Annotated in this window: 10 protein-coding genes; 4 read left to right on the forward strand and 6 right to left on the reverse strand. The window is 61.7% G+C overall.

Features of this window, described 5'->3' with window-relative positions; all coding sequences use genetic code 11:
* Positions 1-3 precede the first annotated feature (3 nt).
* The 4 genes from H2Z84_RS03625 (at position 4) to H2Z84_RS03640 (ending at position 4,154) form a co-directional block, all read left to right on the forward strand.
* On the forward strand, positions 4-1,503 hold the full coding sequence (locus tag H2Z84_RS03625; protein ID WP_181834766.1) for an N-acyl-D-amino-acid deacylase family protein: 1,500 nt from the start codon (positions 4-6) through the stop codon (positions 1,501-1,503).
* On the forward strand, positions 1,500-1,886 hold the full coding sequence (locus tag H2Z84_RS03630) for a RidA family protein (RefSeq protein WP_199107416.1): 387 nt from the start codon (positions 1,500-1,502) through the stop codon (positions 1,884-1,886). Before H2Z84_RS03625 ends, H2Z84_RS03630 begins: the two co-directional genes overlap by 4 nt.
* 51 nt (positions 1,887-1,937) lie before the next feature.
* Positions 1,938-2,846 carry a sugar kinase gene (locus H2Z84_RS03635; protein ID WP_220272679.1) on the forward strand — a complete coding sequence of 303 codons (909 nt, stop codon included), beginning with the start codon at positions 1,938-1,940 and terminating at the stop codon, positions 2,844-2,846.
* A 219-nt stretch (positions 2,847-3,065) separates the two neighbouring features.
* Complete coding sequence (locus H2Z84_RS03640) at positions 3,066-4,154, forward strand: fimbrial protein (protein ID WP_181834767.1); 1,089 nt, start codon at positions 3,066-3,068, stop codon at positions 4,152-4,154.
* Between the two features lie 103 nt (positions 4,155-4,257).
* Here H2Z84_RS03640 and H2Z84_RS03645 read toward each other — a convergent pair whose 3' ends face one another.
* The 6 genes from H2Z84_RS03645 to fdhA form a co-directional block, all read right to left on the reverse strand.
* Entirely contained in the window at positions 4,258-5,154 is an 897-nt protein-coding gene (locus H2Z84_RS03645) for a substrate-binding periplasmic protein (RefSeq protein ID WP_181834768.1), read from the reverse strand.
* A gap of 209 nt (positions 5,155-5,363) precedes the next feature.
* Positions 5,364-5,594 (reverse strand): formate dehydrogenase subunit delta, encoded by a 231-nt coding sequence (locus H2Z84_RS03650; protein WP_181834769.1) that lies wholly within the window; start codon positions 5,592-5,594, stop codon positions 5,364-5,366.
* The gene (gene fdhF, locus H2Z84_RS03655; RefSeq protein WP_181834770.1) at positions 5,591-8,461 is read right to left on the reverse strand and encodes a formate dehydrogenase subunit alpha; all 2,871 of its coding nucleotides are present in this window, start codon (positions 8,459-8,461) and stop codon (positions 5,591-5,593) included. The genes H2Z84_RS03650 and fdhF overlap by 4 nt, the downstream gene beginning before the upstream one ends.
* The gene (locus H2Z84_RS03660; RefSeq protein WP_181834771.1) at positions 8,458-10,017 is read right to left on the reverse strand and encodes a formate dehydrogenase beta subunit; all 1,560 of its coding nucleotides are present in this window, start codon (positions 10,015-10,017) and stop codon (positions 8,458-8,460) included. The genes fdhF and H2Z84_RS03660 overlap by 4 nt, the downstream gene beginning before the upstream one ends.
* Positions 10,011-10,487, reverse strand: a complete 477-nt coding sequence (locus tag H2Z84_RS03665) for a formate dehydrogenase subunit gamma (protein WP_181834772.1) — start codon at positions 10,485-10,487, stop codon at positions 10,011-10,013. The genes H2Z84_RS03660 and H2Z84_RS03665 overlap by 7 nt, the downstream gene beginning before the upstream one ends.
* Before the next feature lie 146 nt (positions 10,488-10,633).
* The gene (fdhA, locus tag H2Z84_RS03670) at positions 10,634-11,836 is read right to left on the reverse strand and encodes a formaldehyde dehydrogenase, glutathione-independent (protein ID WP_181834773.1); all 1,203 of its coding nucleotides are present in this window, start codon (positions 11,834-11,836) and stop codon (positions 10,634-10,636) included.
* Between the last annotated feature and the right edge of the window lie 422 nt (positions 11,837-12,258).

The following is a 12,258-nucleotide window of genomic DNA, read 5'->3' on the forward strand; positions in this document are numbered from 1 at the left end:
ACCATGCACACCTACGACACCCTGATCCGCAGTGTCACCATAGTCGACGGCAGCGGCGCAGCAGCCTATGTCGCTGATGTCGGCATCCGCCAGCAGCGCATTGCCCTGCTTGGCGATGCCGGTGTGGCCACCGCCGAGCACACCATTGATGGCCAGGGCCTGACGCTGGCCCCCGGCTTTATCGATGTCCACACCCATGACGACACCATGGTAATCCGCCAGCCGCAGATGCTGCCCAAGCTCAGTCAGGGCGTCACCACGGTGATTGTCGGCAATTGCGGCATCAGTGCCTCGCCGGTCAGCCTGCAAGGCGAACCGCCCGACCCAATGAACCTGCTGGGGCCAAAGGATGCCTTCCGCTACCCGCGTTTTGCCGACTACCGCGCTGCAGTGGAACAGGCTGAACCGGCGGTCAATGTGGCAGCGCTGGTGGGGCATACCGCCTTGCGCAGCAATCATCTGGACCGGCTGGATCGTACTGCCACGCCCACTGAAATCAGCGCCATGCGCGCTCAACTGGCCGACAGCCTGCGTCATGGTGCGCTGGGGCTGAGCAGCGGGCTGGCCTATGCCTCAGCCTTCAGTGCCGACAGCAGCGAAGTGGAACAACTGGCGGCCGAGCTGAACAGCTGCGGCGGGATATACACCACTCATCTGCGCAGCGAATTCGAACCGGTGCTGGAAGCCATGGACGAAGCCTGGCGCGTAGGCCGCCATGCCAACAGCCCGGTCATCGTGTCGCACATGAAATGTGCCGGCAAAGGCAACTGGGGCCGCAGCCCACAGCTGCTGGCCTCGCTGGAACAGGCGGCCAGCCGGCAACAAGTCGGCTGTGACTGCTACCCCTACTCGGCCAGTTCCTCCACGCTCGACCTGAAACAGGTGACCGCTGATTTTGAAATCTTCATCACCTGGTCCACCCCGCATCCGGAGATGGCCGGCCAGACCCTGCAGGCTATTGCCGAACAATGGCAGCTCCCTTTGCTGGATGCCGCCCGCAAATTGCAACCGGCCGGTGCGGTGTACCACGGCATGGAGCCGGCAGATGTGGAAAACATTCTGCGTCATCCGCTGACCATGGTCGGCTCGGATGGCCTGCCGGAAGACCCGCTGCCCCATCCACGACTGTGGGGGGCTTTTCCCCGCGTACTGGGCTACTACTGCCGCGAACGCCAGCTGTTCAGCCTGGAAACCGCAGTGCACAAGATGACCGGCCTGTCCGCCAGCCGTTTTGCCCTGGATGAGCGCGGCCTGATCCGCCCCGGCTACTGGGCCGATCTGGTGCTATTTGACGCCGCCACCATCCAGGACACCGCCACCTTCCATGCACCGATCCAGGCAGCAACAGGAATCAGCGCAGTCTGGGTCAATGGCGTGCTCAGCTGGCAGGACAAGGCGGCCACTGGCGTGCGTGCCGGCCGCTTTCTGCCGCGTACCCGCGACATCCGCTGCAGCTTTCCCGCCTTTACCCCTCTGACATCAGACAAGGAAACCCGCTCATGAGCGATTTGAAACGATTTGGCATTGCCGGTGGTACCGGCGGCCAGCAAATGCCGTTTGCCCGTGCCGTACAGGCCGCCGATGGCTGGCTGTATGTCTCCGGCCAGACCCCGATGGTCAATGGCGAAGTGATTGAAGGTGGCATCGTCACCCAGTCGCACCAGTGCATCCAGAACGTGATGGCCATTCTGGAAGAAGCCGGCTACGGCCCGGAACACGTGGTGCGCTGTGGCGTGTGGCTGGATGATACCCGCGACTTTGCCTCGTTCAACCGCGTGTTCCTGCAGTACTTTGGCGAGCACCCGCCCGCCCGCGCCTGCGTGCAATCCAGCATGGTGATCGACTGCAAGGTCGAAGTGGACTGCATCGCCTACAAAAAGCCCTAGTCCCTTGCCCCTCACCCGAGGGGCATACCCCGCACGGAGAAAAACCCAACCATGCATATAGCCTGCCTTGGTGAAGGCATGATCGAACTGAGTGGTCAGCCCCTGCAGCGCCGTTTTGGCGGAGACACGCTCAATACCGCCATCTACCTGGCCCGACTGCTGGCCGGCAGCCCGCACGATGTGCGCTATCTAAGCGGCATGGGCAATGACAGTCTGAGTCGCCAGTTACTGGCCGACTGGCAGGCAGAAGGTGTGGATGTCAGCCATATCGTCATCCAGCCAGGGAAATTGCCTGGTCTGTACATGGTGGAAACCGACGCCAAGGGCGAGCGCAGCTTTCTCTACTGGCGCAGCGACAGTGCCGCCCGGCATTACTTTGCCTCCGGCATTGATTTTGCCAGCCTGCTGAACCCCAGCCATCTGCAGGCAGTGTACCTTTCCGGCATTTCGCTGGCCCTGTTCAACGAAACCGAACGGCAGCGGCTGCTGGAGGCCTTGCGGCTATTCAAACAGGCGGGTGGCAAGATATGGTTCGACAACAATTTCCGCCCCTCACTGTGGACTGCCGCACAAGCGCGCTCCGGCCATGAGGCCATCCTGGCACTGGCCGATATCGGTTTGCTGACGCTGGATGATGAAAGAGCACTGTACGGCAATGAAGATGCCGAAGCCGTCGCCAGCCGCACACTGGCACTGGGCTGTACCGAAGTGGTGATCAAACGTGGCGGTGAACCCTGCCTGCTGGCCATGGCAGAGTTACGGGAAGAAGTGTTCGCCACCGCCGTGCCCCGCGTCGTAGACACCACCGCAGCGGGTGACTCCTTTGCTGCAGGCTATCTGGCCAGCCGTACGCAGGGTTATAGCCCGTCACAAGCCGCCGCCTATGCCCACCGGCTGTCGGCTGCTGTCATTGCCCATGCCGGAGCCATCATTCCCCTCGCCGCGATGCCACTACGCTAGTCCCCTGCTTGCCGCTAACGGCCCGGACCACTTCACGGCAGCCTGCTGAAGTGGTCCGGGCCGTTCTTTGTAATGGGAAATCATATAGAGAAATTTCTTAGTTAATTAATAGAATAATCTTATGTTTGATTTTATTTAAAATGAATAAGCTATTTCCCAACTACCGCATCAGCCAAACAAACCTGACGGCCCTCCTCTCCCGCTTAATGGAACCGCGCCATGCGCAAAACAATATTATTCATTGCGGCCTTGCTGTTGGCTGCTTTTTGGCTTGGATCTAGCCAGGCACGCTGCGCGCCATGGATAGTCAACACCTCGTCCGCCAGCAACGGAGCCCTGTTCCTGATCACGGATACCAAAAGCGGCATCGCCAGCAACCAGCCTAACTTCACCGCCATCAGCGGCTGGTCCAGCGACCGCCTGGTCAGCCCCCTGGGGACCTGTGATATGAATGGCGGCGGCTTTTATTTCATTCTGGACGGGACAACATCGCCGCCGCTGGGGCTGACCGCAACTGGCATGAGCAGCGCGGTAGGCAGCTATAGCGAAAGCGGCGTCAACTACCCGGTTTACCCCAGCTCGGTACCTGGCATCGGTTTCATCATCAAACAGCGCATTGTCAGCCCAGCCAGCGCCACCGTTCCCGGCGGCACGGCCATCAGCTTTACACCAACAGCCAGCCAGCAAAGCTTCAATAGCTATATTGCCGGCAAGCTGATCAAAACCGGCGATATCGGCAATGTGAATGTCTCTGCCATTCGTCTGCCGGTCACCTATACCCTGACCTTTACCGGCCGCTTCGCTGGCGAAATCAGTACGGCCAGCAACAGTTTCAGTGGTACTGCTGTTGGTAACTACACCGTGCAGAACGTCAGTTGCACGGTCAATACCAGCTCTTTGCAAGTCACACTCGCCAGCATCGCGCCGACCGACCTGCCCGGCCTCAACAGTACCGCCAAGCCGACACCATTCAACCTGGGGCTAACCTGTCCGAGCAGCACCAGCGTGGCGATTTACATGACGCTGACCGACAACAACAACCCCGGCAATACCGGTAATCTGCTGAGTCTTAGCCCAGGCTCCAGTGCCAGCGGGGTCAACTTGCAGATTCTGCGCAATAGCGGCACCCCCACCCTGGTCAACTTTGGCGCAGACTCCAGCGCAGCGGGAAACCTGAACCAGTTGCTGATGGCAACCGGAGCCACCGGCAGCCAGTCCTTCCCCTTTCTGGTGCGTTACATCCGTACCGGCACGCTGTCAGGTGGCTCCGTCAATGGCCTGGCGACTTTCACCATGAGTTATCAATAGCAGGAGCGATGGCATTCAGTACCCTGCTTGCCGTAGTTAAAAATCAAAGAGGCCCTTGCGGGCCTCGTATGCTGATCGCGTTCAGCTTTGCTGCTACCAATACTTAGCGTCGTGTCCACCACCAACTGGTATCCGGCTTGGCATTACCTGCTGGCAATTCGGTATTGGCTATCTGGGTAGTCTGCCAGCCATTTTCGCCCAGCAAGCGGATGGCTTCTGCGTGATGGCGCAAAAACAATGCCTTGAAACTACCATCGCGTTCGGCCATTTTCAGGCCCTGTAGTATGCGCTTGGCCAGCGGCGTGTTTTCCTTGCCCACCCAGAAATACACCGGGAAGGGAAAATAAATGGCCTTGGTTTTTTCCAGTGTCAGCGCAGGATAGCGGGGCAGTAATTCCCGCATTTCGCTGCCTACCTCGTTCAGCCCGCGCGGAAAGGCATCGAAGCGCCCGGCAACCAGCATCTCGAACAGGCTTTCATAGCCAATGGATGCCAGCACTTCATAACCATTGTTCTTCATGATGGGGTAGTCAGCCCACTGACTGTTCAGGCCCAGCCGGACACCGGCACGGAACTGTTGTGGATTCATGCCACGAAAGATGGCGACATCCTCCTTGCGCACAAAAAACACCCGGTAGCCAAGGATGCCCTTGAGGATGTCCATGCGTACCGGCTGCAGCAGCCTTTCCCGCTGCGCATTAGGCGCGAAGGCAAGCACATCCACCTTACCGGTGCTGAGTAACTGCTCTGCACGCCATTGCGTCACCTTGTCGTCCAGCGGCACCAACTCGTAACGGCGGTGATCCACTTTTTCGACATGATCCAGAGCCAGTTTCAGCAAGGCCCAGCGATAGGTGTAAATGCTGCCGCTGGGGTAATAGCGGATCACATTGTCAGCGGCCTGGGCTGGCAGGCTAGCAAGCAGGCAAATCAGTACACGCAATACACCAAAGCATTGGCGCTTGCCAGAGAGAAGCTTGAAAATACGCGATGATGGCATGTGTCCCGTCCTGAGCTGCCTTAGCTTACACAGACAATATGAAAGTTCATTGATGTCTGCGAAACGAGCAGTCTGTCACCCCAGCATACTGCAGCGCACGGGAATGACAAGTTTTGTAAATGCTCGGGACAATGCGGGGGATACTTGCAGGACGGTCACTGCCGGGCAAGACGGGGATGCGCAGCCCGATGCCACGCAACCCTGTGCGCTCAGCGTAGCTCTGCGGGGCAAGACAATTTCTGCACCGCCAGGCAGGCGGCCGGGCGTAGCTCTCCGGCTTCGCCCTGCGCTACCGCCTGTGCCAGCCGCTGGCGCATGGCCGGGGCCCAGAAGCGTTGCAGATGGCTGGCGATTTCCGCCGCAGCTTCTTCCTCGCTGCAATCGGCGCTGAAAAAGTCGCTGATCTGATTGGCCATCTTCACCAGGTGTGACGGGTTCATTGCACCTCCTCCCCACGGCCTTGCCGTAGCAGTTCCTGTTGCTGACGGCTGAAATGGCGGTAACGCTGCTGCCATTCCGACGGCTGGTTGACCTTGATGATTTCCACCGCCGTTACCTTGTATTCCGGGCAGTTGGTGGCCCAGTCGGAATTATCCGTGGTGATGACATTGGCCCCGGATTCCGGGAAGTGGAAGGTGGTGTACACCACACCGGCGGCCACCCGTTCGCTTACCCTGGCGCGCAGCACAGTTTCACCGGCACGGCTGGCCACGCCCACCCAGTCGCCATCGACAATGCCACGGTTTTCGGCATCGGCAGGGTGGATTTCCAGACGGTCTTCCTCGTGCCAGGCCACGTTGTCGGTGCGGCGGGTTTGCGCGCCGACATTGTACTGGCTGAGGATGCGCCCGGTGGTGAGCAACAGCGGGAAGCGGCCGTTGACGCGCTCTTCGGTCGGCACGTAGCGGGTGATCATGAAGCGGCCCTTGCCACGCACGAATTCGCCGATATGCATGGTGACCGTGCCATCCGGCGCTGCCGCATTGCATGGCCATTGCAGGCTGCCGTGGCGGTCCAGCGCGGCATAGCTGACGCTGTTGAAAGTGGGCGTCAGGCGGGCGATTTCATCCATGATTTCCGATGGATGACGATAATCCATGGCATAGCCCAGTGCCTGGGCCAGAGCGACAGTGACTTCCCAGTCGGCCTTGCCGCCCAGCGGGTCCATCACCTTGCGCACGCGCGAGATGCGGCGCTCGGCATTGGTGAAGGTGCCGTCTTTTTCCAGGAAGGAGCTGCCCGGCAAGAACACATGGGCGAACTTGGCGGTTTCATTCAGGAAGATATCCTGCACCACCACGCACTCCATGGCCGACAGCGCGGCGGTGACATGCTGGGTGTTGGGGTCGCTCTGCGCGATGTCCTCGCCCTGGCAGTACAGCGCCTTGAAGCTGCCATCCAGCGCAGCTTCGAACATATTGGGAATGCGCAGGCCGGGTTCGTTATGCAAGGACACACCCCAGGCCTGTTCAAATTCGGCACGCACCACGTCGTCCGACACATGGCGGTAGCCGGGGAATTCGTGCGGGAAGCTGCCCATGTCGCAGGAGCCTTGCACATTGTTCTGGCCGCGCAGCGGGTTCACCCCCACGCCTTCGCGGCCGATATTGCCGGTAGCCATGGCCAGGTTGGCAATCGCCATCACCGAGGTACTGCCCTGGCTGTGTTCGGTCACCCCCAGGCCGTAATAGATGGCGGCATTACCAGCGCTGGCATACAGCCGGGCGGCGGCGCGGATGTCGTCCGCCGCCACGCCGCATACTTCAGCCATCGCTTCCGGCGCGTGTTCCGGCTGGGCGACAAAGTGCCGCCAGTGGCCAAAGGCTTCGCTATCGCAACGGGCGGCGACAAAGTCCTCGTCCAGCAGCCCTTCGGTGACGATGACATGGGCCAAGGCATTGAGCATGGCCACATTGGTGCCGGGACGCAGCGCCAGATGATGGGCGGCGCGGGCGTGGATGGCGTCCACCAGATCGATACGGCGCGGGTCGATGACTATCAGCTGCGCACCCTCGCGCAGGCGGCGTTTCAATTGCGAGGCAAATACCGGATGGGCATCGCTGGGGTTGGCACCAATCACCAGCACTACGTCGGCCTGCATCACCGAGTCGAAACTCTGGGTACCGGCGGATTCACCCAGCGTCTGTTTCAGGCCATAACCGGTGGGCGAATGGCAGACGCGGGCGCAGGTGTCGACGTTGTTGTTGCCAAAAGCGGCGCGCACCAGCTTTTGCACCAGATAGGTTTCTTCATTGGTGCAGCGGCTGGAGGTGATGCCGCCCACCGCGTCGCGGCCATATTTTTGCTGGATGCGGCGGAATTCGCTGGCAGCGTGATTCAGCGCCACTTCCCAGCTGACCTCCTGCCACGGCTCGTCGATGCTGTGGCGGATCATCGGCTTAGTGATGCGGTCCGGGTGGGTGGCATAACCCCAGGCAAAGCGGCCCTTGACGCAGGAATGGCCATGGTTGGCCTGGCCGTTCTTGTCCGGCACCATGCGCACCAGCTGGTTGCCCTTGAGTTCGGCACGGAAGGAGCAGCCCACGCCGCAATAAGCGCAGGTGGTGATGACGCTGCGCTCCGGCTGGCCCCACTGGATGACGCTCTTTTCCATCAGCGTGGCGGTGGGGCAGGCCTGCACGCAGGCCCCGCAGGACACACATTCCGAACCGAGAAAATCCGCCCCGCCCGCCGCGCTGACACGGGATTCAAAACCGCGTCCGGCAATGGTCAGCGCAAACGTGCCCTGGGTTTCTTCACAGGCGCGCACGCAGCGGTTGCACACGATGCACTTGGACGGGTCGTAATCAAAATACGGGTTGGAAACGTCTTTCTTGTCCTGCAGATGATTGGCCCCGTCCATGCCATAGCGCACTTCACGCAGGCCCACCTGCCCGGCCACGGTTTGCAGCTCGCAATTGCCATTGGCACTGCAGGTGAGGCAATCCAGCGGATGGTCGGAAATATACAGCTCCATCACGCCACGGCGCAGTCTGGCCAGTTTTTCGCTCTGGGTGCGCACCACCATGCCGGGCGATACCGGTGTGGTACAGGAAGCCGGATAGCCGCGATGGCCGTCAATTTCCACCATGCACATGCGGCAGGAGCCAAACGGCTCCAGGCTGTCGGTGGCGCACAGTTTGGGGATGGCAGTGTCCAGCAGTGCCGCCGCATGCATCACCGAGGTACCCGGCGGCACGCTGATGTTCTGGCCGTCAATAGTGAGGGTGATGCTGGCTTCGCCGGGGTGGGCCGGCGTGCCCATGTCCTTGTTGCAGGATGCACCTGCTCCGCATTGGCAGCTCATCGTGCTTGCTCCTGAGTGTCCAGCCCGAAGTCGGCCGGAAAATGACGCATGGCGCTTTGTACCGGGAACGGCGTCATGCCGCCCAGCGCGCACAAGGAGCCGTATTGCATGGTGTCGCACAGATCATCCAGCAGCGCGCGCTGGCATTCCCGTTCGGCGCTATCCGGTGCCGCCAGCAGCCGCTCGATGACTTCCACCCCGCGGGTGGAGCCGATACGACAGGGCGTGCACTTGCCGCAGGATTCCTCGGCACAGAACTGCATGGCAAAGCGTGCCATTTGCCCCAGGTGCAGGCTGTCATCGCACAGTACCGCGCCACCGTGGCCCAGCATGGCGCCAATGGCTGCCAGCGCTTCGTAATCCAGCGGGGTATCAAACTGCGACGGTGGAATCCACGCGCCCAGCGGGCCGCCTAGCTGCACGGCTTTCACCGGTTTGCCGCTGGCGGTGCCGCCGCCGTAATCGAACACCAGCTCGCGTAAGGTCAGACCGAACGCCCGCTCCACCAGCCCGCCACGCCGTACATTGCCTGCCAGCTGGAAAGCCATGGTGCCCAGCGAACGGCCCATGCCGAAATTGCGATACCAGCTGGCCCCGCGCGACAGAATCAGCGGCACCGAAGCCAGTGATAGCACGTTGTGCACCAGGGTGGGCTGGCCGAACAGGCCTTGCAAGGCGGGCAGTGGTGGCTTGGCGCGCACCGTGCCACGGCGGCCTTCGACTGACTCCAACAGCGAGGTTTCCTCGCCGCAGATATAGGCCCCGGCACCCTCGCGCACTTCGATATCAAACTCGTGGCCGCCGTGGGCCACATCCTCGCCCAGATAGCCATGGGTGCGGGCAATGTCGATAGCCTCACGCAGCACAGCAATGGCCGGGGCGTATTCGGAGCGTACATAGATATAGCCACGGCTGGCACCCACCGCCAGCCCGGCAATGGTCATGCCTTCGATCAGCAGGAAGGGGTCGCCTTCCATCAGCATGCGGTCAGCAAAGCTGCCGGAATCGCCCTCGTCGGCATTGCACACCACGTATTTCTGTTCCGCCTGGGCCTGACGCACGGTGCGCCACTTGATACCGGCCGGAAAGGCCGCACCGCCACGGCCACGCAGGCCGGATTCCAGCACCTCGGCCACGATTTCGTCGTGGCTCAGCCGTGCCGCGTGCTGCAGCCCCTGATATCCACCGTGGGCCAGATAGTGTTCCAACGACAGCGGGCTGGTGATACCGGCGCGGGCAAACAGCAGGCGCTGCTGGGTTTTCAGATAGGGCAGCTGTTCCACCAGCCCCACCGACAGCAAGTGGTCACCATTGGCGGCCAGGTCCACATCCAGCAGGCTGGCGACTTGATCCGGGCTGACTTCGCGGTAACCAGCACGGCCTTGTGCGGTATCCACTTCCACCAGCGGCTCCAGCCAGAACAGGCCGCGCGAGCTGGTGCGCACGATAGTGATGTCGAGCTTGCGGCGCTCCGCTTCGGCGGCGAACTCTGCCGCCACGCCATCCGCCCCCACCGCACAGGCCACCGAATCCATCGGGATATACAGGGTCAGCATTTCGCCTCCTTGCCACAGGCTGCCAGCAGGGCGCTGAGTTTTTCCGGAGTGACGCGCGCATGCAGCTGGCCATCCAGCTGCAAGGCCGGGGCACAGGCACAGGCCCCCAGGCAGTAGACCGGGCGCAATTCAAGCTGGCCGTCCGCCGTGTGGCCGTGGTCGTCCACCCCCAGTTGTGTGCGCAGCTGGGCGGCCAGCGCCTCGGAACCCATGCTCTGGCAGGCTTCGGCGCGGCACAGGCGCAGGCTGTGCGCGGCAGGCGGGGTGGTACGGAAATCATGATAGAAGCCGATGACGCCATGCACCTCGGCCTGACTCTGGTTCATGGCGCGGGCAATCGCCGGGATGGATTCAGCCGGAATATGGCCCAGTGCATCCTGTACGGCGTGCAGCAGCGGCAGCAGGCCGCCGGGCAAGTCCCGGTATTGCTGCAGCAGTTGCTGAAGGGTGTCTTGTTGTTGTGCGTTCATGCTTGCGGTCCTGCGGGTGAGCCCTGCTTGAAAACATGCTGTTTGACTGTCAGACGGCAAGATTGCGCCGTCTGACAGCTCACTGCAATGCCCAATTGGCGTTAGTTTCCAGTCGGGCAACTACTCCTTGATGGTGAGGCCCGCCTTCAGGCTGCGCTGAGCAATTGCAGATGCGGGTCGATGACGAATTTCTTCGGTGCGCCGCCATCGAAAGCCGCATAGCCCTGTGGGGCCTGATCCAGCGTGATCAGCTCCACCCCCACCACTTCGGCAATATTGATGCGGTCCCACAGAATGGCCTGCATCAGCGCACGGTTGTACTTCATCACCGGGGTCTGGCCGGTAAAGAAGGTATGCGACTTGGCCCAGCCCAAGCCCAGGCGCACCGACAGGCTGCCACGGCGGGCAGCTTCGTCCTTGGCACCGGGGTCGTCGGTCACATACAGGCCGGGAATGCCGATACGCCCTGCTTCGCGGGTGACTTCCATCAAGGAATTGAGCACGGTGGCCGGGGCCTCGTGCTGCGAACCGGTATGGCCATGGCCACGCGCCTCAAAGCCAACGGCATCAATTGCACAATCGACTTCCGGCACGCCCAGAATGGCGGCGATCTGCTCGGCCAGCGTAGCGTCCTGCGACAGGTCGGCGGTTTCAAAGCCCACCGCCCGCGCATGTACCAGCCGTGCCGGGTTCACATCGCCGACAATCACCACCGCCGCACCCAGCAAGCGGGCGGAAGCCGCCGCCGCCAGCCCCACCGGCCCTGCTCCGGCCACATACACCGTACTGCCGGGGCCAACCCCGGCGGAAACTGCACCGTGATAACCGGTGGGCAGAATGTCGGACAGGCAGGTGAGATCGCGGATCTTGGCCATGGCCTGATCGCGGTCGGGGAATTTCAGCAGGTTAAAGTCGGCGTAGGGCACCATCACGTATTCGGCCTGACCGCCCACCCAGCCGCCCATGTCGACATAGCCATAGGCGCCCCCGGCACGGGACGGGTTCACCGACAGGCAGACGCCGGTGTTCTGCTCCTTGCAGCAGCGGCAGCGGCCACACGCCACATTGAACGGCACCGACACGATGTCGCCCTTTTTCAGGGTTTCCACATCGCTGCCCAGCTCGATCACCTCGCCGGTGATTTCATGGCCAAGCACCAGCCCGGAAGGCGCGGTGGTGCGGCCACGCACCATGTGCTGGTCCGAGCCACAGATATTGGTGCTCAATACTTTCAGGATTACCCCATGGCCCAGCTTGCGGCCCTGGGGGGATACCAGTTCGGGAAAGGGGATGTGCTGCACCTCCACCTTGCCTGGACCTACATAAACGACTCCGCGGTTTCCCGTCATTGTTGTCTCCTCACTGCTACCACATCGGAGCGCGCCCCGCTCCGGGGGAGGTATTGGCAACAGCGGCCAGCACCCACCCTACGGTAATGGCGCACAGGTAGCAGGACTTGAACAAATACGACAGCTTTACCATGGATAACGTCTGATTGCTTCCACGGCCAGTACAGCAAAAAAACCTGTTGAATCATGGGGTTTTATGCATAGAACCGGCAGCAGCCGAATGCCGCAATGCACAAGACCCCGACTGATGTCGGGACACGCCTGAACGCGGGAGTCGAAGCAGCCCCGGTCCCGGCAGCGCGAGCCGACGCAGACCTGCCGCACAGGGTAAGTAGCGGTCGGCTGTTCGAAGTAGCGCGACGCTAGCGCGCCGCAAGTTCCGGCCGCGCCCTGGGCGGCATGGCTGGGGCGGGAATTCGACG

This window comes from Aquitalea aquatica (genome assembly GCF_013911085.1).
GTDB classification, from domain to species: Bacteria; Pseudomonadota; Gammaproteobacteria; order Burkholderiales; family Chromobacteriaceae; genus Aquitalea; species Aquitalea aquatica.

Bases quoted from the DNA above. Each gene is read 5' to 3' on its own strand.
- H2Z84_RS03650 (WP_181834769.1), bottom strand. From the start codon at position 5,594: ATGAACCCGTCACACCTGGTGAAGATGGCCAATCAGATCAGCGACTTT.
- H2Z84_RS03640 (WP_181834767.1), top strand. From the start codon at position 3,066: ATGCGCAAAACAATATTATTCATTGCGGCCTTGCTGTTGGCTGCTTTT.
- fdhA (WP_181834773.1), bottom strand. From the start codon at position 11,836: ATGACGGGAAACCGCGGAGTCGTTTATGTAGGTCCAGGCAAGGTGGAG.
- H2Z84_RS03665 (WP_181834772.1), bottom strand. From the start codon at position 10,487: ATGAACGCACAACAACAAGACACCCTTCAGCAACTGCTGCAGCAATAC.
- H2Z84_RS03630 (WP_199107416.1), top strand. From the start codon at position 1,500: ATGAGCGATTTGAAACGATTTGGCATTGCCGGTGGTACCGGCGGCCAG.
- fdhF (WP_181834770.1), bottom strand. From the start codon at position 8,461: ATGAGCTGCCAATGCGGAGCAGGTGCATCCTGCAACAAGGACATGGGC.
- H2Z84_RS03660 (WP_181834771.1), bottom strand. From the start codon at position 10,017: ATGCTGACCCTGTATATCCCGATGGATTCGGTGGCCTGTGCGGTGGGG.
- H2Z84_RS03635 (WP_220272679.1), top strand. From the start codon at position 1,938: ATGCATATAGCCTGCCTTGGTGAAGGCATGATCGAACTGAGTGGTCAG.
- H2Z84_RS03645 (WP_181834768.1), bottom strand. From the start codon at position 5,154: ATGCCATCATCGCGTATTTTCAAGCTTCTCTCTGGCAAGCGCCAATGC.
- H2Z84_RS03625 (WP_181834766.1), top strand. From the start codon at position 4: ATGCACACCTACGACACCCTGATCCGCAGTGTCACCATAGTCGACGGC.